Here is a 22,883-nt window from a genome sequence, read left to right as displayed (position 1 = left end):
TTCAGACAAATGTGGTAGTTTATCTGAGCCTAACATAGATGGCTTTTTCTGTCTAGCTTAATTTTACAAATTGGGTAATATATAATCCTGGAAACCTTTCTATTATCTAACCTCTTCCATTCCATTTCAAATCCAAGTTCTTCGTGGATTTCATCAGCATGTGATGATAGCTTATCAAATAATTCCTTATTATTGTTTATATAGATTTCAATCCCTACACTTTTTGATTTATTGACTAGGGTAATAGAAATATGAGCCTCACTTGTTCCAATAGCAACATCATACCAGTGGTCTGTAGTAGCTTTTCTAATGTTGAACGGTTTATTTTTAGTTGCCACAACATTATTAAATTGAGTCCAAAAATACAAACGTTCCGCCTGTGCTTTACTTAAATCACCACCGTGATTATTTCCTTTAGCTAGTTTTGTAAAATCATTCGGCTTCTCGACAAGAACAAATTTAGGAGCAGGCATTGAACTACCTATTTGATAAGCATGGATTTCAATTAGGAAAAAAGATATATTTTTCGTTGTATTATTGTTAAGCCACTCGATAGCACTCCTATGCTCTTCTCTAGCTTTTTTTACAATCCAAATGACAACCTCAGCATCTAAACCCGATGCGTAGGTTATGATTTTACCAAGATGATCATGATCCGTTAATTCTAATTGGTTTTCTATAATCACTTTTATTCCCGTTGTTTCATCAATAGCCACTATATCGCATCTATATGAGCCAACGAAAACTTCCTTGTCAATCTCGGTAAGAGTCAATCCTATCTCATCACTCAACAATTCAATATTTTCTGTCCTAGACAGCCACTCCGAAAAATCATACTGTTCATGTTTCCAGATTTCTCTAACATCTACTTCCTTTAGCCTATCTAATTTCATCTTGTCTAAATCCCACCTCGACATCATCCGTCAACACCGTCACGTGTCCCATTTTGCGATTGTGCTTCGCTTCTAGTTTACCATAAAAGTGGGGATGGGCGGTAGGGTTTTCTTGAAGAAAGGTTTGGACTGCTTCCATGTCTTGTCCGAGGACGTTAATCATAACTGCTGGAGAAAGTAGGCGGATAGGGGGCAGAGGCTGACCGAGAATGCCTCGGATATGGGTATCAAACTGTGAAAAATCACAGGCTTCCATCGAATAATGTCCTGAATTATGAGGACGAGGGGCGATTTCGTTAACCAGAATGTCCTGACCTGCCACAAACATTTCAACGCAGAGGGTGCCTGCCAAATGGAGCTTGTCTGCGATTTGTAGGGCCATGGTTTTGACTTTCTCAGCTAGTTCATCTGAAATCCGAGCAGGCACGATGGTCTTGTAAAGAATATTATTGCGGTGGATATTTTCCTGCACAGGAAAGACGGTGTAGTCGGAGCCATTGCCAGACACAAGGACGGAGATTTCCAGGTCGAAATTCACAAACTCTTCCAAAACACACTCGACAGAGTTGGCTAACTGACTAGCCTCTACCAAGTCCGCCTCTTCTCGAATGACCTTCTGCCCATGTCCGTCATAGCCCCCAGTCGCTGTCTTTAAGACATAGTTTTTGCTGAGGTCCAGTCCTTCTAGGTCTAGGCTAGATGTGACAACTTTGTAGGGGGCGACTTGCACGCCAGCTTTTTTTGCCAAAAAATCCTTCTCAAAAATGCGGTTCTGGGAAATGCGGAGCAGGTCTGTCCCCTGAGGGAGCTGGCCGTCCTTAATGACCGCGTCCAGTCCGTCAGCATCGACATTTTCAAACTCGTAGGTCAGGACATGGCACCGTTCCGCCAGCTGTTTGAGGGCCGCCACATCGTGATAGGGAGCGACGATAACCTCGCTCACCTTGGAAGCTGGACAGTCCGCCGCAGGATCCAGTGTGATCACCTTGTGGCCCATGTAAATAGCGGAAATAGCCATCATCTGCCCTAGCTGACCGCCGCCGATAATTCCGATTGTCTTAGATGAGGTCATCTGTCATCGCCTCCGCAATTTTTTCCTGTTCCTTGGCAAAATCTGCCAGCTGAGCTGCAATGGTTTGGTCTTCAATGGAGAGAATGCGGAGAGCTGTCAGGGCTGCGTTGGTGGCACCTGCTTCACCAATTGCCATGGTCGCAACAGGCACGCCACCCGGCATCTGCACGATAGAATAGAGGGAATCCAGACCGCTGAGGGCACGGGACTGGACAGGAACACCGATGACAGGCAGGGTTGTCTTAGCTGCTACCATACCTGGCAAATGAGCCGCACCGCCCGCTCCTGCGATGATGACCTTGATGCCACGGCCGCGCGCTTCCTCGGCGTGACGGAACATGAGGTCTGGTGTGCGGTGGGCAGAGACCACTTTCTTTTCATAGGCTACGCCAAATTTATCCAGCACATCGGCTGCTTTTTTCATGGTTTTCCAGTCGGAACTAGACCCCATGATGATGGAAATTGGAATGTTCATACTTGTCTTTCCTTTTCTTTATCCCTTATTTCACGGCCTTGCTTCCAATATCTGTCCGATAAAAGAGGCCTGTGGTATCTTGATTTTTCAGCTCCGAGTAAATTTTTTCCTGGGCGTCTTGGACGGTGTCTGCTGTGGTGACCAGCATATAAACCCGACCGCCATTAGAGAGCAGTGCTCTGCTATTTTCCGCAAAACGAGCCCCTGCATAGTAGGTCGTGATGTCGCCCTCAGTCTTCGCTGGCAACCCTACGCCTTTTTCGTAATCCAGAGGATAGCCATTTGATGCCACGACTACACCCAGCGTCACGCCGCTATCCAGCCAAGTCAGCTGGGTAGGACGTTTGTGGAGGATGTCGTCGATGTTCTGAGCAAAGTCAGAGGTCAGACGAGGCAGAATAATCTGGGTTTCTGGGTCGCCAAAACGGGCGTTAAACTCGATGACCTTGGGACCTTGGTCGGTCAGAATCAAACCAGCATAGAGCACGCCCAGATAAGACCGCCCTTCCGTAATCATGCCCTCAAGAATAGGCTTGACAATGGTGTCAACCGCCGTATCCACCACGCTTTGAGGCAGGTGGGGAACAGGTGCGTAAGCCCCCATACCGCCTGTGTTGGGACCTTGGTCGCCGTCAAAGGCACGCTTATGGTCCTGGGCTGTCGGCAGAATGTAAAATTGGTCGCCGTTGACCAGAGCAAAGAGGGAAAACTCCTCGCCCGCCAAGAACTCCTCGATGACCACACGGACACCCGAGTCGCCGAACTTGTTGTCCAAGAGCATCTCCCGTGCTGCTTCGACCGCCTGCTCGACGGTTTCCGCCACAACTACACCCTTGCCCAGTGCCAAGCCGTCCGCCTTGACCACGATTGGTGCACCCTGCTCTTGGATGTAGGCTTTGGCTTCTTCGAAGTTGGAAAATGTGCCAAAGGCTGCTGTTGGAATGCCGTATTTGACCATGATTTGTTTGGCAAAGTCTTTTGACCACTCCAGCTCTGCGGCTAGACGACTGGGACCAAAAGCTTTTAGTCCCGCCTGTTCAAAATCATCAACGATACCTGCTGCCAGAGCATCGTCTGGACCAACAAACGTCCAAGCAATATCATGTTCCTTAGCAAAGTTAATCAGGGCAGAATGTTCGGAAATTCCGATATTGACCAATTCAATACCGTCTAAAGTCATTCCGTCATTTCCAGGAGCAACAAAGACCTGTTCTACCTGTTCAGACTCTAACAATTTCTTTGCGATAGCATGTTCACGACCACCAGACCCGACAACAAAAAGTTTCATTTCTTACACCTCAAAAACGGATTTTCTATAAACAGTATAGCAAAAATAGACGGTTTTTGATAGAAAGAACAGGGAAACGTTCGGGAATGGAAAAAGCTCACACAAGGTGAGCAAATTAGCTTAAAAAATGAACTGTTATTGAATAGTATTCTCTACTTGCCTAGCCTCCTCTTTTCCAACTGCTCCATTTCAGAAAATAATTTACTAGCTACATTATCGATACGATTTGTGACATTATTTTTATAAATAAAGAGGAGTTGTTAAAAATAGCAACTATATTAAAGGCAACTTAATAAATCTGCTACAAATTGGACTTCATCAACTTCAAAGGCAACAGCTAATTTTTTCACCATCTCTAAAGAAGGAATATTTCGTCCGTTTTCATAATTAGCCAAGGATTTTTCACTGATCCACTCTCCTGAACCAAAAAATAGTTGACTACGGTTTTCGATAAATCCTTGACGTGTCTTTGGTAAATCATTCAATCGTTTTCTATATCCAATGATTTTATTCCCAAGTTGATAATTTATATTTTTTCTAACTGACATATTTACATTATATCAAAAAAGGTACCATAGTTCCTTTGTTTTGTTTTTGTTTGTAGTATAATGTGTGTATAACTTATGGAAAGAGCAAAAGCAACCACTAAGTTAAATATATTTATAAAAAGGAGTTATCATGACTCAAATTGTCAATTTCACTGCTAAAGCGGTACGCACCCTTCCCTCTCCTTCTCAAGAAGGGGTCACAACATACTTTGTCTATGTAAATTTTAAAGATGTTCCACAAAATTTACCACTTGATGTCAATCCTCGGAAACCCAAAATGCAAACATCTGTAGGAAAAACTTTAAAAGCAGCTGTCAAATCAACAGATACTGATTTCGATATCAATAATCGAGGGATTGTTTTAGTTGCTAAAACTTTTAAATTCGATACTTCTAACTCCCTAGTATCTATCGACCTAGATAATGACATTGAAAATTATGGAATCCTTGATGGTGGTCATACTTACACCGCTATTATTGAAAACAGAGATGATCTCAGTGATGAGACCGATAAGTTTGTCCGATTTGAAATTATCGTAGGAGAAAATCTTACAGTTTCTCGTATAGCCGATGCACGCAATACATCTGCAAATGTATCCGATGAAGCATTACTTGAACTTGACGATAAATTTGATTTTATCAAAGAAGTGGTTAAAGGTCAGCCCTATGAGAATGAAATTGCTTATAAAGATAACTCTCCAGAACGACTTCGTGTCAATGAGTTCCTAAAATTGTTATATGCCTACAATATTTTCGAATTTAAGTCGGCTAATGATACTCCCGTAAAAGCATACTCTAGTAAAATGGCTGTGCTTAAAAATCTCAAATCCGATTTGAATAATGGCACACAATATTACCTAAATCTGGCCACACTACTTCCTGAGCTCGTTAGTCTTTACGATTACATCGAAACTGATTATCAAAACAAATATCTCAAATATACTCCTACAGGGCGATTTGGTCGACTCCGTGGTATTGAGACAAAAAAAGAAGGGAGAAAACCATTTACCAGCTTGTTCCTAGAAAAACAGATGGATTATAAAATATCAGTAGGATATATATTACCTGTTTTTGCTGCTTTTCGCGTCCTTCTAGATGTTGACACTTTAGAATGGAAAAGTGATCCATTTACAATGTGGGATAAAGTAGGTTCGGAGCTTGTCAAGAATACTTTAGAAAGTTCGAAAAACAACCCACAAGACGCTGGAAAGAATACCACAATTTGGTCAAATAATTACTCCAAAGTAGAAAATGAACTTTTTCGCGAGTTATTACAAAAAATATAATAAAAATGCATCTAGATTTCAGATGCATTTTTATTAGTAGAAAGCACTTTCTCGATACTCATTCCTATGTCCGACTACAAATTTCTCAATGTCTAAAATGTCTTACTCCCGTAAAGACCATGGTCAAGCCGTACTTGTTGGCCATGTCAATGGAGTCTTGGTCACGGACAGATCCTCCTGGCTGGATGATAGCCTTGATGCCTGCCGCTGCGATTTCTTCCACGTTATCAGCAAATGGGAAGAAGGCGTCCGACGCCAAAACGGCTCCCTCCAAACGATCTTTGGCTTGCTCAATAGCGATGCGGACGGACGCCACACGGTTGGTTTGCCCCGGCCCCACGCCCAAGGTCATCTTGTCATTGGTGATGATGATGCCGTTGGACTTGACATATTTTGAGGACTTCCAAGCAAACTCCATGGCTACCCACTCTTGTTCGGACGGTTGACGCTCGGTCACCACCTGCCAGTCCGTTGGGCTTTCCACCACCACGTCCTGATCCTGCATCAAAAGCCCACCGACAACGCCTGTGAACTCTTTTTCCACTTCGCTCGCATCCTGTGCGTCAAAGGCCAACTCCAAAATCCGAAGATTTTTCTTTTTATTGGTCAAAATCGCTAGCGCTTCTGCCGAGTAGCTCGGTGCGATGATGATTTCTAAGAAAATCGGGTGCATCTTTTCAGCCGTCGCAGCATCCACTTCCCTGTTCAGCACGACGATGCCTCCGAAAATTGATACTGGATCAGCCTCATAAGCATAATCCCAAGCCTGCTCAATAGTCTCTGCCTGCCCGATACCACAAGGGTTCATGTGTTTGAGTGCTACAACAGTTGGACGGTCCTTGAAATCACGGATAATCCGAATGGCCGCATCCGCATCACGAATGTTGTTGAAAGACAATTCCTTACCGTTTAGCTGTTTAGCTGCTGCAATAGAATAGTCTGTCGGAAGGGCATTTTGGTAGAAATCCGCATGTTGCTGAGGATTTTCTCCGTAACGCATAGGCTGATTGAGGTCGTAGGTAATGGTGAGTTTTTCAGGCTTGTCTTCACCAACTTGCTTGGTAAAGTAGGCTGCAATCAGGGCGTCGTAGGCTGCGGTATGACGGAAAACCTTGGCAGCCAATCGCTGACGCGTTTGGTAAGTCGTCTGACCCTGCTCTGCTATCTCCCCTAAAACCGTCGGATAATCTGCCGGATCCACCACAACAGTCACGCTGGCGTGGTTTTTAGCTGCTGAACGAAGCATGGACGGACCGCCAATGTCGATGTTCTCCACCGCCAAGTCGTAGGTCACATCTGGACGCAAAATGGTCTCTCTGAAGGGATAAAGGTTGACAACTACCAAGTCAATCAAGCTAATCTCATGGTCCTTGGCTGCTTGCAGGTGACTGTCCAAATCCCGACGAGCCAGCAAGCCCCCGTGGATTTTGGGGTGAAGTGTCTTGACACGGCCGTCCATCATCTCAGGAAAACCGGTCACATCGTCAATAGCAATAGTCGCTACACCAGCATTATCAAGAGCAACCTTTGTGCCTCCTGTCGAAATGATTTCCCAGCCAAGCTTGGTCAATTCTTGGGCAAACTCTACGATGCTATTTTTATCTGATACGCTAATTAACGCACGTTTTGTCATGATTTCTCCTTATTTTTCACTACCCCCAACTCCTCCAAAACTGCTGGATAGAGTTGGTACTCGGCTTCATGTATTCTTGCTTCAAAGGCTTCCAATGTGTCATCGGCCAGCCTTGGAACTCGGACTTGCTGGATAATTTGTCCTGTGTCAACGCCGCTATCAACCCAGTGAACAGTCACGCCACTTTCTGCCACACCTGCATTCCAAGCATCTTCAATCCCATGGGCTCCTGGAAATTCAGGCAGATAAGCCGGGTGGATATTGATGATACGACCTTCATATTGAGCTAACAAGGTCGAACCCACAATCTTCATATAGCCTGCCAATACCACCAAATCAATCTGGTGTTGATCTAAGAGTTGGATGAGGGTTTCTTCGTAGGCCTGCTTATCGGCAAACTCTTTTAATTCAAAAGTAAAGGCTGGCACACCAAGTTTTTCAGCCCGTTCCAAGACATAGGCATTTCTGCGGTCTGAAAAGAGGAAGGCAACTTCAAACTGCTCTGCGATGACTTGAAAATTGGATCCAGAACCACTGGCAAAAACAGCTATTCGTTTCATTTGATGACCACGCTCTTGTCTTCCTTAGTGATAATGCGGCCGATTTCATAGACTTCTTCGCCTACCAATTCACGGACTTTCTCCACCTGTTCTGGACTGACAGCCAGTACCAAGCCGATACCCATATTGAAGATTTCAAACATTTCTTCGTGTTTGATTTGGCCGTACGTTTCAAGGGCTGTAAAGATTGGAAGGACTGGAATCTTATCTTCTTCAATTTCAGCTGCAAGGTTGTCCGCAAACATACGGGGAATATTTTCAATGAAACCACCGCCTGTGATGTGGGCAATGCCGTTGACCAGCCCTGCTTTTACCAGAGGCAATACCTGCTGAACATAGATACGGGTCGGCTCTAGGAGGACTTCCTTAAGAGCTCTGCCATTGAGCTCTGGCAGCAGAGCGTCGCCAGAAACATCCGCAAAAACGCGACGGACTAGGGAATAACCGTTGGAGTGGATACCGCTAGAAGCTAGGCCGAGGAGAATGTCGCCCTCCTGTACCTTGCTGCCATCAATAATCTGAGACTTCTCCGCAATGCCGACGGCAAAGCCAGCCAGGTCATAGTCATCCTCGCCGTACATACCAGGCATTTCAGCTGTTTCACCGCCAATCAAGCCACAACCAGCTTGGACACAGCCTTCCGCAACGCCAGCAACTACTTGCTCCAGCTTGGCTGGCTCATTTTTTCCAGTCGCGATGTAATCGAGGAAGTAAAGCGGCTCCGCACCTGCTGCGATGATGTCATTGACACACATGGCCACACAGTCCTGACCAATGGTATCATGCTTGTCATACTGGATTGCCAGCATGAGCTTGGTTCCCACGCCGTCTGTCCCAGATACCAAGACTGGTTCTTTAACATCCAGTTTGGTCAGATCAAACATACCACCAAAGCCACCGAGAGCTCCCATAACGCCCAAACGTTCTGTCCGAGCCACGTGTTTTTTAATCCGCTCAACCACTTCGTAGCCAGCTTCGACGTCAACACCCGATTGGGCATATGCATTTTTTGACATATCAATCTTCCTTCTTAATTATTTGACCTTTTCGATGTAAAAACTTGTCTGTTCTTCTAAACTCCGTAAATATTCTTCCTCATAGTCATAAAGAGGCGTTGGATACTCACCATCAAAATATGCTACACAGAGTCCTCCATTGGGAGCATCTGTGTTGATACCGATGGCTTCAATCATCCCCTCAAGAGAAAGATAGGTCAGGCTATCTGCTCCAATAATCTCACAGACTTCCTCAACGGTATGGTTGGCTGAAATCAGCTCCCGACGGGTCTGAATATCAATACCATAGAAACACGGGTACTTGAGCTCTGGACTACCGATTGCCACATGGACTTCTGCTGCCCCTGCCTCTCGCAAGAGCTGAACAATCCGCCGGCTAGTCGTTCCACGCACGATGGAATCGTCAATCATGACCACACGTTTGCCCTTAACAACCCCAGAAACAGCAGACAACTTCATGCGGACTCCCTGCTCACGGAGCTCCTGGGTTGGTTGGATAAAGGTACGCTGAGTGTACTGATTTTTCACCAAACCCATCTCATTAGGTAAACCGGATTCTTCGGCAAAACCCATAGCTGCGCTGAGAGAAGAGTTTGGCACACCGACCACAATGTCGGCTTCATGTTGAAATTCCTGCGCTAAGCGTTTGCCCATATTTTTTCGTGCCGTGTGGACATTGACACCATGAATAGTCGAATCAGGGCGGGCAAAGTAGACATATTCCATCGAACAAATCGCCAATTGGGTATCACTTGTGTAACTATCATAGTGGATACCCACATCATCTATGATGACAATCTCTCCAGGTTCGACATCCCGTACCCACTCAGCTCCAACTACTTCAAAGGCACAAGTTTCGCTGGCAATAACCCAGGCTCCATTTTTCATCTTCCCGATAGATAGGGGACGAAAGCCATTTGGATCCAAGGCCGCAATCAACTTGTCCTCTGTCATCAAGAGATAGGCAAAGCCTCCCTTGACAATGCTCAAAGCCTCCTTGACCTTGCCCATAAAATTTGGATTGTGGCTGCGACGAATCAGATGCATGAGGATTTCAGTATCTGACGAGGCGTTGAAAATAGCACCTTGCGCTTCCAATTCTTTTCTGAGAGAAATTGCATTGGTCAAGTTCCCATTATGAGCTAATCCAAAAGCTTCATCATGAAATTTATAAAGAAAGGGTTGGATATTTCGAATGTCCGCTGAACCAGCTGTGGCATATCGAACATGTCCGATTGCCGCATTCCCTTTTAACCCTTCCAAATCAGCTGGATTTTTAAAAACTTCAGATAAGAGTCCTGTAGCTCGATGTCCATAAAGCGTTCCCTGATTGTTCGAAACAATACCTGCTCCTTCTTGTCCTCGGTGCTGCAAGCTATGTAGACCAAAATAGGTCACCTGAGCAGCCTGCGGATGTCCCCAAATACCGAAAACTCCGCATTCTTCATTGAGTGATTTAACTTCATATGTCATATTTATTTTCCTGTAAAATAGCGAACTGCTGAAACAAACAATCCTTGGTCTTTCTTACCTGGAATATTTTGGAAAAGACCGTCCTCGTAACGCTCCGAATGCCCCATTTTCCCGATAATCTGACCATTGCGACTGGTGATTCCTTCAATAGCATGGCTAGAACCATTTGGATTGTACTTAGAATCCATGCTTGGCTGACCAGTAAAGTCAACGTATTGGCTGAAAATCTGACCATTATCTCGCAAGACAGCGAATTCTTCATCCGTCACCACGAATTTTCCTTCCCCGTGTGAAACTGGGATAGCGTGAATGTCACCGACTTGAACACCCGCCAACCACGGTGAGTTGACATTGGCAATCCGCGTTTCCACCATTTTGGCAACGTGCTGGTTGGCATCGTTATAGAAGAGGGTTGGACTGGTTTCTCCCGCCTCCTCAAAGTTTCCATAAGGTAGCAAGCCCGATTTGACAAGGGCCTGGAAGCCATTACAGATACCGATGATAAGGCCACCTTTTTCGATGAAACGGTCAATAGCAGAGCGGACCTTGGCGTTTCGTAAGATAGTCACGATAAACTTAGCAGACCCGTCTGGCTCATCTGCCGCAGAAAATCCACCAGCAAAGAAGAGAATATTTGCCTTGTCAATGTTGTCAACCATGGTGTCAACCGACTGCTCAATACTTGCCGCATCCAGCGTCACGAAAGGAACCAATTTGACCTTGGCACCAGCCTGTTCAAAAGCCTTGGCGGAGTCGTATTCTGAGTTAGTTCCTGGAAAGACTGGGATGTAAACAAGCGGTACTTCTACTGTTTCCTTGGCTTGTAGAACTGCTGAACTGGTAATTGCTGGAACATCCTGTAAATCAGTCGCCTGTTCAAATGCTGTTGGATAGACTTCTTCCAACTTACCTTCAAAAGCAGCTTGTAGGTCCTGTCCAGCTAGGCTGACACCGTTGACAAGAAGTGTAAAGTCAGTAGTCGTTTGTCCGATTTTCACCGCATCTGGAATGACTTCTTTCGATGTGAAGACAAAGCCACCTAGCTGACCTGTCAGGCTCGTTTCAAGCTCCGCTATCTCAACTTCTGCACCGATTTGGTTACCAAAGGACATGAGGGCTAGACTTTCTAGAACACCTCCGTACTTGACCGCACTAGCAGCCGTAATCGCATAATCGCTCTGCCATTTTTCAAAAGCTTCAAAATTAGACTTGATCAAGCCAAAATCAATGTCTTCTGACAAAATCTGACCTGGCAAGTAATAAATGTGCTCGCCAGCTGCCTTGAACTCAGGCGAGAGGACCTTGCGGCTGTCTGCCGTTGTCACGCCAAAGGCCACCAAGGTCGGCGGAACTGTCAAGTCCTCAAAGGTACCAGACATGGAATCCTTGCCACCGATAGACGGCAATCCAAGCTGGATCTGAGCCTCGATAGAGCCGAGCAGAGCCGCTACTGGCTGACCAAAACGCTCTGCCTGCTTATCCATTCGCTGGAAATACTCCTGATAGGAGAAGCGAGCCTTGGACCAGTTAGCGCCTGTTGCCACCAAGCGAGCTGTCGCTTCGATGACTGCATAGGCTGCTCCGTGGTAAGGTGACCAGTCTGCCAGATAGGGATGGTAGCCCTGAGCCATGACAGAAGCCGTCGTCGTCACACCGTGCTGGACAGACAACTTTTGCACCGAACTTTCTGTCGGAGTCAGCTGGTGACGACCGCCGAGTGGGTGGTTGACGGTTGAACGACCAACAGATGAGTCGAAAATGGTCTGCAAACCTTTTTGACTAGCATGGTTGAGGTCTGACAACAGTTCTTTCAAGTCTTCTTGCAGGGTTTCAGCAGATGTTTTACGCATTTCTGGTAAATTGACAGGGCTGTCAACCACCTTAGCATCCACCACCACGCGCACACCGTTGGTATCAAGGAAGGAACGCTCCAAATCGACAATGGTTTGTCCATTCCAGGTCATGACCAGGTTTGGTTTTTCAGTGACTTTGGCTACAACAACCGCATGGATATTTTCCTGACGGCAGGCTGCGATAAAGGCATCTACGTCTTCCGGACGAATCACCACGCTCATCCGCTCCTGTGATTCAGAAATGGCAATTTCCGTTCCATTCAGGCCTGCATACTTGAGTGGAACCTTGTCCAAGTCGATTTCAAGACCGTCTGCCAGTTCTCCAATAGCTACGCAGACACCTCCTGCACCAAAGTCATTGGATTTTTTAATCAAGCGAGTCACGGCACCATTGCGGAACAAACGCTGAATTTTACGTTCTTCGATAGCATTTCCTTTTTGGACTTCCGCTCCAGCCGTTTCCACAGACTCAACCGTCTGCACTTTGGAAGAGCCTGTTGCCCCACCGATACCATCTCGACCTGTTTTACCCCCTAACAAGATGACCACATCGCCTGCGACTGGTTTTTCACGGACCACATTTTCCTTAGGAGCTGCACCGACAACGGCACCCAACTCCATACGTTTTGCGACAAAGCCTGGGTGGAAATACTCACGTACATAGGTGGTCGCCAGACCAATTTGGTTGCCGTAAGAAGAATAACCGTGCGCAGCCGTTTTCGAAATAATCTGCTGTGGTAACTTACCCTCTCGCGTCTCAGAAGGAGGCTGTGTAATGTCGCCCGCGCCTGAAATCCGCATGGCTTGATAGACGTATGAACGACCAGAAAGCGGGTCACGGATGGCACCACCGATACAGGTCGCAGCACCACCAAAGGGTTCAATTTCCGTCGGATGGTTGTGAGTTTCGTTCTTAAACATGAGCAACCAAGGCTCTTTGACGCCGTCCACGTCCACTTCAATCTTGACTGAGCAGGCATTGATTTCGTCCGATACTTCCATATCATCCAAGCGACCATTGGCACGCTCGTAGCGACCGAAAATGGTTGCCATGTCCATGAGGGTTTGTGGCTTATCAGATCGCCCTAATTCCTCTCGCATAGCCAAGTATTTGTCATAGGTTGCCTGCAATTGCTTTTGGAATTGTGACGCTGAAAAATCAATAGTACGCAATTCAGTCTCGAAAGTCGTATGACGACAGTGGTCAGACCAGTAAGTATCCAATACCTTGAGTTCTGTCTCGGTCGGCACACGTCCGATGGATTTGAAATAGTCCTGAATGAAGAGCAAGTCTGCCACTTCCATTGCTAAACCAACTTCTCGCTTGTAGGCCGCAAACTCCTCCGCCCCATAGCCTACAAAAAAGTCCAAGGTCGGAATAGTCGTATCTGACACCGAAAACTCCTGAGCCACCAAAGGAGCATCCAAATCCTTGAAACGCGAATCCACAGGATTGAGCAAATAGTTCTTGATAGCAACTAACTCTTCTTCCTGCACATCACCGTTCAAGATGTAAAGCTGGCCTGTATTGACACGCACCTCCTGGCGACTGCCCAACAAGAGAAGGGCCTCTTGACTGCTGGCAGCCCGCTGGTCAAACTGACCAGGCAAAGCCTCAATAGCAAAATAAACCGCGTCTTCCAAGCCCAGTTCCGCTTCCGACAAGACCTTGTCCGTCACCTGCTCAGTAAAGATGTGCTTGATGGCCTGCTCTAACAAGTCCTCCTCAAGATTGAAAACATCGTAAATCTGCACTAACCGCAAACTTGACAGGCTTGTCAACTGCAAATTATGAGTCAACTCCTTACGAAGAGTCTCCGCCTTAATCTGAAAATCCGCCTTCTTCTCAACAAAAATCCGCTTCGCCATTTTTTCCAATCCTTATTTCACTTCTTGTAACTTTGCCAATACGACCTCGTAAACCTCGGTCAACTCCCCGAGCCCCCGACGAAAAACATCCTTGTCCAGGTGGTTGCCATCCGCATCCCACAAACGACAATTATCCGGAGAAAACTCATCCGCCAATAAAATCTGACCAGAAGAGTCAACCCCAAATTCTAGCTTGAAATCCACCAAAGTCAACCCAATCTGGGCAAACAAGTCTTTCAAGAAACTATTGATACGACGTGTTTCTTCCTTGATATAGGCGATTTCTTCTGAACTAGCTAGATTAAGAAAAGCAATATGTTCGTCGTTGATAAAAGGATCGTCCAACTCATCTTTTTTATAGTAAAATTCCACGATTGGAGTAACTAATGCAATTCCTTCTTCTACTCCAAAACGTTTTGAGAAAGAACCAGCGGTCACATTTCGCAAAACAACCTCCAGCGGAATAATTTCTACTTTCCTATTCAACTGCTCTGTATCCGACAAACGCTTGATAAAATGCGTCTTAACTCCTGCAGCATTCAACTTTTCAAAAATAAGCGAAGAAATCAGATTATTGAGCCGGCCCTTGCCCACAATCTGTTCTTTCTTGCCGCCATTAAAAGCCGTTGCCTGGTCCTTGTAAACTGCAACAATCTGCTCACTATCAACTGTAGCGTAGATATCTTTAGCTTTTCCTGAATAGAGAAGGTCTGTTTTCATTAAAATGTTCGCCTTTCATAAAATATTCTAGTCTTTTCGTTTATTCTATCACATAATATTCGTGTTAACAATTAAAAGTCTAAAATACTATCGAATAAAAAGAAAAACGCCCGTAATCTACGAACGTTCTTTCAATTGACTCCAAATAAAATCCACAATATCTGCTAATGTTTCAAAGCGCTCAATCGCAGCATCTGGAACATCGACACCAAACTCGTCTTCCAAATTAAGAACAAATTCCATGACCTCAACCGAATCTTGGGCAATATTGTCCGTCAAAGAAGAATCAGGCTGGACAAGAAAGTCCTCTCCCTTCTCCTCTTGAATCATCTCCACAATCTTCTGATAAACTTGCTCTCTAGTCATGATTGTTCCCCACTGGTGAAAATTTGGCCACTGATTTTTCTACTATATTGGCATCCAAAATTTGACGAACCTGCTTTATCGTATAGAAAATAGCTGTTGCATCGCTAGACCCGTGTGCCTTAATAACCGGAGCTTTGAGTCCCAATAAGACCGCACCACCTGCTGTCTTGTAATCCAAGGCTCCTAGAGCTTTCTTCAAGGTCGGTTTGAGCAAGAGACCACCGATTTTGGCTAGGAAACTACCTGATTTGATAGCACCTGTCAACTGACCGACGATAGACTTAGCCGTTCCTTCAACTGTTTTCAACACAGCGTTTCCCGTGAAACCATCGGTTACAACCACATCAGCAACGCCGTTGAGCAACTCACGCGCCTCTACATTGCCGATAAAGTTGATAGACGGTTCCTGACTGAGAAGAGCAAAAGCCTCTTGATGCACAGGTGTTCCCTTTGTTTCCTCCGTACCATTGTTCAAGAGAGCCACGCGCGGATGCTTGACCCCACGCACATGCTCTGCGTAGAAGGAGCCCATAATCCCATACTGATAGAGGTGGTGGGCTGTATTTTCTGCATTGGCCCCCAAATCCATCATATCAAATCCCTTGCCATCCATAGTCGGCAGAGTGGACATGAGTCCGGGACGATCAATATTCTTAATACGACCGACAACAAAGACACCTGCCGCCAGAAGAGCCCCCGTATTTCCAGCTGATAGCACTGCATCCGCCTGCCCATCCTTAACAGCCTGAGTCGCCAAAACCATAGAAGAGTTTTTCTTGCGACGAATAGCTCGAACTGGTTCATCATCCGAATTGATTTTCTCATCCGTATGGATAATGGTCACTCGCTCCGACGCTGTCAAATAGGGCTTGATTTTAGCCTCATCCCCATAGAGCTGAATTTCAATATCCGAAAATTCCTTGAGGGCCTGATTAACCCCTTCAATGACCGCCTGAGGGGCATGGTCCCCACCCATAGCATCTACTGCAATACGTTTCATTAGTTTTCCTCATTTTCTTTCTTCATAATCTGCCCCCAAGACGACAAATCATCGATAAATTTCTTGGACTTCAAGTGAATACCGACATATTCCTCATAGAGCTGGTCGATAAAGAGCCGCAACTTCCGTTTCATGTCCGGCTTGATCGAAATGGTTTCTAAATCATCAAAAGAAATGGCCTGAAATTGGTCCAGCAAGTAGGGCACATTGGGGTCCAGATGAGCCCTTCGTTCATCCTTATGATAATGTTGCGGACAGAGAACGCCACTGTATTGATAGGAATAGTCAAAAGGCAGACCAACTCGGTGACAAAAAGCACACTCGTGAAAATTAAGCCCAATTCCAAACCGCTCCAGCAGTTGAATTTCAAAAATATTGGTCAAAATCTCATAGTCCAAGCCCGATTCCATCAAATCCAAAGTCTTAACCAAAAAGGCAAAGAGCGGCGCATCATGAATCCTATCCTGCAAGGCAGCATCCGCCAAGGCCATCAAATAAGTTGCGTAGCTGAGCTTGAAAATATCCCCATTGATTTCCTTGAAGAGCTGAACCTGATGAAAATCCTCGATGTAGCACAGACCCTCTTCATTGATTTTGACAATAAAATCCGCATAGGTCAAGGGCTGAATAGCCGCAACCAGCTTGGACTTAGAGGCATGTTTCACGAAAAACATCCGCTTGCCAGCCTGTTCCGTAAAAATCTTGACCAACTTGTCGTCTTCTCGGTAATTGCGATTATAAAGGACTAATCCCCTTGTCTCAATTCGCTCCATTTTCTTCTAAAAACTCTTTTAAACGGACCATGGCTGTTTGGATAGACTCCATGCTGGCTGCATAGGAAATCCGCACATAGCCCTCACCATATTGACCGAAAGCCGCACCCGGAATAAAGGCCACCGCCTTTTTCTGGGCAAATTCCTGTAAGAAGCTAAAGGAATCTTGACTATAGCCCGCAGGAATTTTCGCAAAAATGTAAAAGGCGCCATCTGGCTTGATAATCTTAAAGCCCAACTCCGTCATCTTCTCGATAATATAATCCCGACGCTTGATGTACTCCGCCCGCATCGGTAGAGCATCATCCTTACCATTTTTCAAAGCCTCAACCGCACCGTACTGCATAGCTGTCGATGCCGCTGTCACCAAGTACTGGTGGCTCTTGATAATCTGCGCAATAATCGGCGCCTGACTCATGATTAAACCAATCCGCCATCCCGTCATAGCATGGGATTTGGACAGACCTTGAATGAGAATGGTCTGCTCAGGCAAAAACTCCGCAATCGACGTATGAGGCTGACCTGTGTAGGTCAATTCAGCATAAACCTCATCAGACAAGACAAAGATTGGGTATTTGCGCAAAACATCTGCAAAGGCCGCAATCTGTTCACGTGAATAGGTCACACCAGTCGGATTAGCAGGATAGTTGAGAATGACCGCCTTGAGCTTGTCTCCCTGCTCGATAATGGCTTGTTCCAGCATCTCTGGTGTCAATACAAAATCATTGGCCGTCGTATCAATTTCCACAATATCTGCCCCGACCATATTAACAATCGGCTCATAACCAGGATAAGCTGGCGCAGGCAAGAGCACCGTATCTCCAGCTTCTAAGATAGCCACCAAGCTAGCCGACAAAGCCTCTGTCGCTCCAATAGTTGACAGGATTTCTGTTTCTGGATTGTAGGACAGATTGTACTTTTCAAATACAAATTCCGCTGCCGCCTGACGCAATTCCAAAAGACCTGCCATACCAGTATAATAACTCTTGTTGTCATCAATGGCCGCCTTAGCCGCTTCCTTGACATGGTCTGGCGTCGTAAAATCAGGCTCGCCCAGCGTTAATTTCAAAACTCCAGGAATATGAGAAATCGACTGATCAAACTGACGAATCATAGACACTTCAATTCGATTGAGATTTTTATTAAAACGATCTAATAAATTCATACATTCACCTCAAAAAGATATAGGTTTATTATAATACATTTCCAGCAGAATGAACAGAAAAAAAGAAGAGAAGCTTGCGCTCCCCTTTACCCTCATTATCTTTTATGTGATTCAAACAGCGGTGACAGCGGACGTTTTTCATGGATACGAATAATCGCTTCCGCCAACAAATGCGCTATAGAAATCTGCTCAATCTTATCAATCAAACGGTCTTGTGGAATCTCAATGGTATCCAAGACAACCAGTTTCTCTATGGCTGACTTACTGATATTATCCATAGCAGGTCCAGACAAGACAGGGTGGGTACAAGATGCATAGACAGCTGTTGCACCAGCTTCGGCCAGAGCATCTGCCGCATGGCAAATTGTTCCTGCCGTATCAATCATATCATCAATCAAGATACAGGTCTTGCCCTTAATATCACCGATGATATTCATAACCTCAGAAGTATTCATCTTATCGACACTACGGCGCTTATCAATAATGGCAATCGGTGTTTTCAAGAATTGGGCCAACTTCCGTGCACGGGTCACACCACCATGGTCTGGAGATACAACCACATAACCATCTCCCATCATGCCACGACGCTCAAAATAATCTGCAATCAAAGGCGCACCCATCAAATGGTCGACCGGAATATCAAAGAAACCTTGAATTTGTGCCGCATGGAGGTCAATGGTCAAGAGACGATTTACACCTGCGGTCTCTAACATATTAGCTACTAGTTTTGACGTAATTGGCTCACGAGAACGAGCCTTACGGTCCTGGCGTGCATAACCATAGTATGGCATCACAACGTTAACTGACTCAGCAGAAGCCCTCTTCAAGGCATCTACCATAATTAAAATCTCCATCAAGTTATCATTTACAGGAGAACTTGTTGATTGAAGGATGTACACATGGCTACCACGAATCGATTCTTCGATATTTACCTGGATTTCACCATCAGAAAATTGACGAACACTTGACTTCCCTAAAGGAATTCCCATTTCTTTTGCTACTTCAGCTGCAAGCTTTTGATTGGATGATAAAGCAAACAACATTAAGTCAGAAAACGCCATGACTGCCTCCTAAAAATTTCTACTTATCTATTTTAAACCTTTTTTCTCCATTTTTCAAATAAAAATAGAACGCCTCCAATAGACGTCCTATGAAATTTTAATTTGGATAAATGTAGCCAGCAATTCCTGAGGAGCTAGCATTAAACCAGCCACGGAAATTACTTACATAACGATTACCGTTAAAGTTTGATTCCATTACCTGAATTTCAGATCCATTTACAGCTGTTACTACTGCAACGTGACCATAGTAAGAATTAGTCCATACTGCAACTGCGCCAACTTGTGGTGTCGAACCAGTTCTGAAACCAGCTGCCGCTGCAGAACCAAGCCATTGACCACCATTACCCCAGTAGTTTCCTACCCAAGGAGCAATCTGTTTAACACCCCATGTACATTCACCTACAGGATAAGTATTACCTGCAGAGTAAGTAACAACTGGTGTGGCAACCGTTGTCGCTTCAGCAGCCGGTGTAGCTGCCGCAACTGCTGGAGCAGGAGCCGGTGTAGCTTCCTGTGCTTGAGCTGGCGTCTCTGCCGCAGGAGTCGCAGGAGCTGGTGTGGCAGCTGCAACAGTATTAGAAATAACTGGCGCTACAGCCTGTCTTTGTTTAGCCGCAAGCTCAGCTTGACGAGCCTGATAAGCTGCTTGCTCTTCAGCCGCCTTACGCGCTGCTTCTTCAGCAGCTGCTTTTTGAGCAAGCAAAGATGCTTTTTCATTTTCAGCAGTTGCTTTTTCAGCAGCCAAGTTCAATTGAGCTGCTTTCAAAGATGCTTCTTGTGTTTTCAACTCAACCGCTGCATCTTCTAATTTTTGCTTGTTAGCATATACAACGTTAATCGCTTCTTGGTTAGCGATTTGTTTTTCTTCAATAGCTTCTTTATCTAATTTTTGTTGTTCCAACATACGTTTGTTTGCCGAAACAATTTCACGCATAGCGTTAACACGAGATACTGCATCAACGAGCGATTTTGAATCCAATACAGTATTGATATAGCTAGTTGCAGAACCATTTACTTGAGCACTACGAGCTTGCTCTTTTAAGACACCATCACGTGAAACAATATCCGCAGACAGACGCTCAATTTCAGCGCTCAATTGAGCAGATTCTTCTTCTAACCGTTCATTTTCTGCATTCAATGCATCCTGTTCTGCATAGATGGCATTGACTTTTCCTTGAAGTGCTTCAACCTCTGCTTGTGCTGACGCTTGTTGAGCTGCAATCGAATTTATTTTCTCATCTTGAGCGGCAATTTTACTATCAGTATCATTTGCACTGATTGTCGCTACATTACCTACTTGAGAAAGAACGATCGTGCTCAAAAATAGTGTAGCAATTACTTGTTTCTTCATATTGCAAGATACTCCTCTATACTTTCTGACTTCTATTATTCTATCACAAAAAATGCGCCCTAATATTACGCGTTTATTACACTTTTATGTCTTAACTGTGATGGAAAAAAATCGGCCTAGCCATGGATAAATAAATATAAAAATCAGAGTATTGATAATCAGAGTTGGAAGTAAATGATAGAAGAGAAAAATGAAAATAGACAGATGAGATAAGCTAAACACTCGTGCCAAAAGAAAGCCAATCATTTCAAAAAAGAAAATCATGACAAACTGCATCATAAGCAAGGTCCCAAATTTCCAAGGTAACTTATCACTAAAATAATAAACGAAATACAAGAGAACTGGGAATAATACCGTAGCCACACCAATAAGATCTAAGTAATAAATATCAAAAAGAAAACCTAAAATGGCCACTGGAAGAACTGTCTGAGAAAATCGACATTGCAAACTAACATACAAGGCATAGAAAAAAAGAAGATAGGAACTCGCTGACAAAAATCCCGGTAAAAAATTTGTATACAAGAGGGCTAGTTGCCCATCTAATAGAAAAATAAGCACAGATAAATTTAGGAGTAGAATAGGAAACCATTTATTTCTCATATTATTTACCAATCATCAACACCGAATATAGATTGGAAAAATCAGCCGCAGGTGAGACAAATACAGACTTTTCACTGCTACTTGCATTTTCCTGCACAGACTGAACCTTCCCCACTGGCAGATTTGCCGGCACAGTTCCACCAAAATCGCTCGTCACAACCTGACTCCCTACCTTTATCTCCCTTTCTTCATTCAACTGTGAAATGACAAAGCTATTTGATTCAACATCATAACCAGATAGAATACCATAAACCGAGTCAGATCCCAGAATAATCTTGACGGGCACTTTTAACTCAAAAGAGTCATTCGTAAACAAGGAAACTACTGAACTAGTCGACGTCATATCTGAAACAAAACCAATCAAACCATTATTTGACAATACCAAGCTGTTTAAGGTTATTCCATCATTTTCCCCCATATCGACCGTTAGGGTCTGGTTCCAAGCCATTGGCGAACGAGAAACAACCATAGCAGCTGTAAAATCTAAGCTAGAATACTCCTCCTTCATAGCAAGATTCTTTCTCAAGTTTTCGTTTTCTTTCACCAAACTTTCATTCTGTGATTGAACATTGCCAAGTGCCATAATTGAAGACTTAAGGTCACTATTTTCATGGTAACTGGCAAATAAGTCCTCCACAATATTCTTCTGTCGCGCTAAGGATTGAAAAGGCCAACCAACAAACCTATGAACAGTTGAAAGTCCATTAGTAACGACTGAAAATCCATTAAATATATTGACCCTCGTCGAAAGAAAAAGCAAAGAAAACGATATAATTACAACTGAAAGAGCGTATAAGAGATAGCGAAAAAATTTATTCATGACTGTCACCCAATTTGTGTAAAATAAAAAGAGATTATCTAACGATATCTCTTTACTACGGAGAATAAGGGATTCGAACCCTTGCGCCAGTTACCCGACCTAACGATTTAGCAAACCGTCCTCTTCAGCCTCTTGAGTAATTCTCCTTAATAACGAATGAAATGGGCACGAGTGGAATCGAACCACCGACCTCACGCTTATCAGGCGTGCGCTCTAACCATCTGAGCTACGCGCCCAAGATGATCTTGGGTAATGGCGCGAGACGGAATCGAACCGCCGACACATGGAGCTTCAATCCATTGCTCTACCAACTGAGCTACCGAGCCAAAAGGAGGATGTGGGATTCGAACCCACGCACGCTTTTACACGCCTGACGGTTTTCAAGACCGTTCCCTTCAGCCGGACTTGGGTAATCCTCCATGAATATGGACCTTGTAGGACTTGAACCTACGACCGCTCGGTTATGAGCCGAGAGCTCTAACCAGCTGAGCTAAAGGTCCAGCAAACAAGATAAAAATAGCGGCGAAGGGGATCGAACCCCCGACCTCCCGGGTATGAACCGGACGCTCTAGCCAGCTGAGCTACACCGCCAAAATAACATCGGGAAGACAGGATTCGAACCTGCGACACCTTGGTCCCAAACCAAGTACTCTACCAAGCTGAGCTACTTCCCGTTATCACTAAAAATAAAGCTCCCCTAATGAAGCATTAAGCGAGTCATGCACCCTAGAGGATTCGAACCTCTAACCGCCTGATTCGTAGTCAGGTACTCTATCCAGTTGAGCTAAGGGTGCTTCCTATAATACGTCCATGCCGAGGACCGGAATCGAACCGGTACGATGTTGCCATCGCAGGATTTTAAGTCCTGTGCGTCTGCCTGTTCCGCCACCCCGGCCTCTCAAAGCGAACGACGGGATTCGAACCCGCGACCCCCACCTTGGCAAGGTGGTGTTCTACCACTGAACTACGTTCGCAACCTATTCAGTTAATGCCGGCTACATGACTTGAACACGCGACCCTCTGATTACAAATCAGATGCTCTACCAACTGAGCTAAGCCGGC

The 22,883-nt window shown here is 45.0% G+C and carries 20 protein-coding genes and 11 tRNA genes; 1 reads left to right on the top strand and 30 read right to left on the bottom strand.

Features of this window, described 5'->3' with window-relative positions:
• Window positions 1–29 precede the first annotated feature (29 nt).
• The 5 genes from ACHBGV_RS08320 to ACHBGV_RS08300 all read right to left on the bottom strand — a co-directional run bounded on the left by ACHBGV_RS08320 (window position 30) and on the right by ACHBGV_RS08300 (window position 4,276).
• A complete protein-coding gene (locus tag ACHBGV_RS08320; RefSeq protein ID WP_394736099.1) occupies window positions 30–893 on the bottom strand; it encodes a DUF4268 domain-containing protein in 864 nt (287 codons plus the stop codon).
• Entirely contained in the window at window positions 880–1,965 is a 1,086-nt protein-coding gene (purK, locus tag ACHBGV_RS08315) for a 5-(carboxyamino)imidazole ribonucleotide synthase (protein WP_394736098.1), read from the bottom strand. The genes ACHBGV_RS08320 and purK overlap by 14 nt, the downstream gene beginning before the upstream one ends.
• The gene (gene purE, locus ACHBGV_RS08310; RefSeq protein ID WP_027972257.1) at window positions 1,952–2,440 is read right to left on the bottom strand and encodes a 5-(carboxyamino)imidazole ribonucleotide mutase; all 489 of its coding nucleotides are present in this window, start codon (window positions 2,438–2,440) and stop codon (window positions 1,952–1,954) included. The genes purK and purE overlap by 14 nt, the downstream gene beginning before the upstream one ends.
• A gap of 25 nt (window positions 2,441–2,465) precedes the next feature.
• On the bottom strand, window positions 2,466–3,728 hold the full coding sequence (purD, locus tag ACHBGV_RS08305; protein WP_394736097.1) for a phosphoribosylamine--glycine ligase: 1,263 nt from the start codon (window positions 3,726–3,728) through the stop codon (window positions 2,466–2,468).
• Between the two features lie 278 nt (window positions 3,729–4,006).
• A complete protein-coding gene (locus ACHBGV_RS08300; RefSeq protein ID WP_105122075.1) occupies window positions 4,007–4,276 on the bottom strand; it encodes a helix-turn-helix transcriptional regulator in 270 nt (89 codons plus the stop codon).
• Between the two features lie 130 nt (window positions 4,277–4,406).
• On the opposite strand from ACHBGV_RS08300, the gene ACHBGV_RS08295 reads away from it, so the two are divergent.
• Entirely contained in the window at window positions 4,407–5,561 is a 1,155-nt protein-coding gene (locus ACHBGV_RS08295) for an AIPR family protein (RefSeq protein ID WP_105122074.1), read from the top strand.
• Window positions 5,562–5,646: 85 nt separating this feature from the next.
• Here the strand turns inward: ACHBGV_RS08295 and purH are convergent, their stop codons facing one another.
• The 25 genes from purH to ACHBGV_RS08170 all read right to left on the bottom strand — a co-directional run bounded on the left by purH (window position 5,647) and on the right by ACHBGV_RS08170 (window position 22,883).
• Window positions 5,647–7,194: a bifunctional phosphoribosylaminoimidazolecarboxamide formyltransferase/IMP cyclohydrolase gene (gene purH / locus ACHBGV_RS08290; RefSeq protein WP_394736096.1), complete on the bottom strand. Its 1,548-nt coding sequence runs from the start codon at window positions 7,192–7,194 to the stop codon at window positions 5,647–5,649.
• On the bottom strand, window positions 7,191–7,754 hold the full coding sequence (purN, locus tag ACHBGV_RS08285) for a phosphoribosylglycinamide formyltransferase (protein WP_394736095.1): 564 nt from the start codon (window positions 7,752–7,754) through the stop codon (window positions 7,191–7,193). Before purN ends, purH begins: the two co-directional genes overlap by 4 nt.
• Window positions 7,751–8,770 (bottom strand): phosphoribosylformylglycinamidine cyclo-ligase, encoded by a 1,020-nt coding sequence (gene purM / locus ACHBGV_RS08280; protein ID WP_125266388.1) that lies wholly within the window; start codon window positions 8,768–8,770, stop codon window positions 7,751–7,753. The genes purN and purM overlap by 4 nt, the downstream gene beginning before the upstream one ends.
• An 18-nt stretch (window positions 8,771–8,788) precedes the next feature.
• Window positions 8,789–10,243 (bottom strand): amidophosphoribosyltransferase, encoded by a 1,455-nt coding sequence (gene purF, locus ACHBGV_RS08275; RefSeq protein WP_125266387.1) that lies wholly within the window; start codon window positions 10,241–10,243, stop codon window positions 8,789–8,791.
• A gap of 2 nt (window positions 10,244–10,245) precedes the next feature.
• Entirely contained in the window at window positions 10,246–13,965 is a 3,720-nt protein-coding gene (locus ACHBGV_RS08270) for a phosphoribosylformylglycinamidine synthase (RefSeq protein WP_394736094.1), read from the bottom strand.
• A gap of 12 nt (window positions 13,966–13,977) precedes the next feature.
• Window positions 13,978–14,685 carry a phosphoribosylaminoimidazolesuccinocarboxamide synthase gene (purC, locus tag ACHBGV_RS08265; RefSeq protein WP_394736093.1) on the bottom strand — a complete coding sequence of 236 codons (708 nt, stop codon included), beginning with the start codon at window positions 14,683–14,685 and terminating at the stop codon, window positions 13,978–13,980.
• Between the two features lie 117 nt (window positions 14,686–14,802).
• A complete protein-coding gene (locus ACHBGV_RS08260) occupies window positions 14,803–15,051 on the bottom strand; it encodes a phosphopantetheine-binding protein (RefSeq protein ID WP_172074588.1) in 249 nt (82 codons plus the stop codon).
• Window positions 15,044–16,051 carry a phosphate acyltransferase PlsX gene (gene plsX / locus ACHBGV_RS08255; protein WP_394736092.1) on the bottom strand — a complete coding sequence of 336 codons (1,008 nt, stop codon included), beginning with the start codon at window positions 16,049–16,051 and terminating at the stop codon, window positions 15,044–15,046. The genes ACHBGV_RS08260 and plsX overlap by 8 nt, the downstream gene beginning before the upstream one ends.
• The gene (gene recO / locus ACHBGV_RS08250) at window positions 16,051–16,824 is read right to left on the bottom strand and encodes a DNA repair protein RecO (RefSeq protein WP_394736091.1); all 774 of its coding nucleotides are present in this window, start codon (window positions 16,822–16,824) and stop codon (window positions 16,051–16,053) included. Before recO ends, plsX begins: the two co-directional genes overlap by 1 nt.
• Window positions 16,811–17,989: a pyridoxal phosphate-dependent aminotransferase gene (locus tag ACHBGV_RS08245; protein WP_105111632.1), complete on the bottom strand. Its 1,179-nt coding sequence runs from the start codon at window positions 17,987–17,989 to the stop codon at window positions 16,811–16,813. Before ACHBGV_RS08245 ends, recO begins: the two co-directional genes overlap by 14 nt.
• 95 nt (window positions 17,990–18,084) lie before the next feature.
• On the bottom strand, window positions 18,085–19,050 hold the full coding sequence (locus ACHBGV_RS08240; protein ID WP_105111631.1) for a ribose-phosphate diphosphokinase: 966 nt from the start codon (window positions 19,048–19,050) through the stop codon (window positions 18,085–18,087).
• 97 nt (window positions 19,051–19,147) lie between these two features.
• Window positions 19,148–20,401 carry a peptidoglycan hydrolase PcsB gene (gene pcsB / locus ACHBGV_RS08235; RefSeq protein WP_105122066.1) on the bottom strand — a complete coding sequence of 418 codons (1,254 nt, stop codon included), beginning with the start codon at window positions 20,399–20,401 and terminating at the stop codon, window positions 19,148–19,150.
• 84 nt (window positions 20,402–20,485) lie between these two features.
• A complete protein-coding gene (mreD, locus tag ACHBGV_RS08230) occupies window positions 20,486–21,001 on the bottom strand; it encodes a rod shape-determining protein MreD (protein ID WP_170239591.1) in 516 nt (171 codons plus the stop codon).
• A 1-nt stretch (window position 21,002) separates the two neighbouring features.
• Window positions 21,003–21,821, bottom strand: a complete 819-nt coding sequence (gene mreC / locus ACHBGV_RS08225; protein ID WP_394736090.1) for a rod shape-determining protein MreC — start codon at window positions 21,819–21,821, stop codon at window positions 21,003–21,005.
• Between the two features lie 58 nt (window positions 21,822–21,879).
• Window positions 21,880–21,967: transfer RNA gene (locus tag ACHBGV_RS08220), tRNA-Ser, on the bottom strand.
• A gap of 16 nt (window positions 21,968–21,983) precedes the next feature.
• A tRNA-Ile gene (locus ACHBGV_RS08215) sits at window positions 21,984–22,057 on the bottom strand.
• Window positions 22,058–22,074: 17 nt separating this feature from the next.
• Window positions 22,075–22,147 (bottom strand) — tRNA-Phe (locus ACHBGV_RS08210).
• Window positions 22,148–22,150: 3 nt separating this feature from the next.
• Window positions 22,151–22,240 (bottom strand) — tRNA-Ser (locus ACHBGV_RS08205).
• A 7-nt stretch (window positions 22,241–22,247) separates the two neighbouring features.
• A tRNA-Ile gene (locus ACHBGV_RS08200) sits at window positions 22,248–22,321 on the bottom strand.
• 17 nt (window positions 22,322–22,338) lie between these two features.
• Window positions 22,339–22,412 (bottom strand) — tRNA-Met (locus ACHBGV_RS08195).
• A 9-nt stretch (window positions 22,413–22,421) separates the two neighbouring features.
• Window positions 22,422–22,495, bottom strand: a tRNA-Pro gene (locus ACHBGV_RS08190).
• A gap of 46 nt (window positions 22,496–22,541) precedes the next feature.
• Window positions 22,542–22,615: transfer RNA gene (locus tag ACHBGV_RS08185), tRNA-Arg, on the bottom strand.
• A gap of 17 nt (window positions 22,616–22,632) precedes the next feature.
• Window positions 22,633–22,716: transfer RNA gene (locus tag ACHBGV_RS08180), tRNA-Leu, on the bottom strand.
• A gap of 7 nt (window positions 22,717–22,723) precedes the next feature.
• Window positions 22,724–22,795, bottom strand: a tRNA-Gly gene (locus ACHBGV_RS08175).
• Window positions 22,796–22,810: 15 nt separating this feature from the next.
• Window positions 22,811–22,883 (bottom strand) — tRNA-Thr (locus ACHBGV_RS08170).

Origin of the sequence: Streptococcus sp. A34 (assembly GCF_043674115.1) — a bacterium.
Lineage (GTDB): Bacteria > Bacillota > Bacilli > Lactobacillales > Streptococcaceae > Streptococcus > Streptococcus suis_V.
This window is presented reverse-complemented; position numbering and strand designations above follow the sequence as displayed.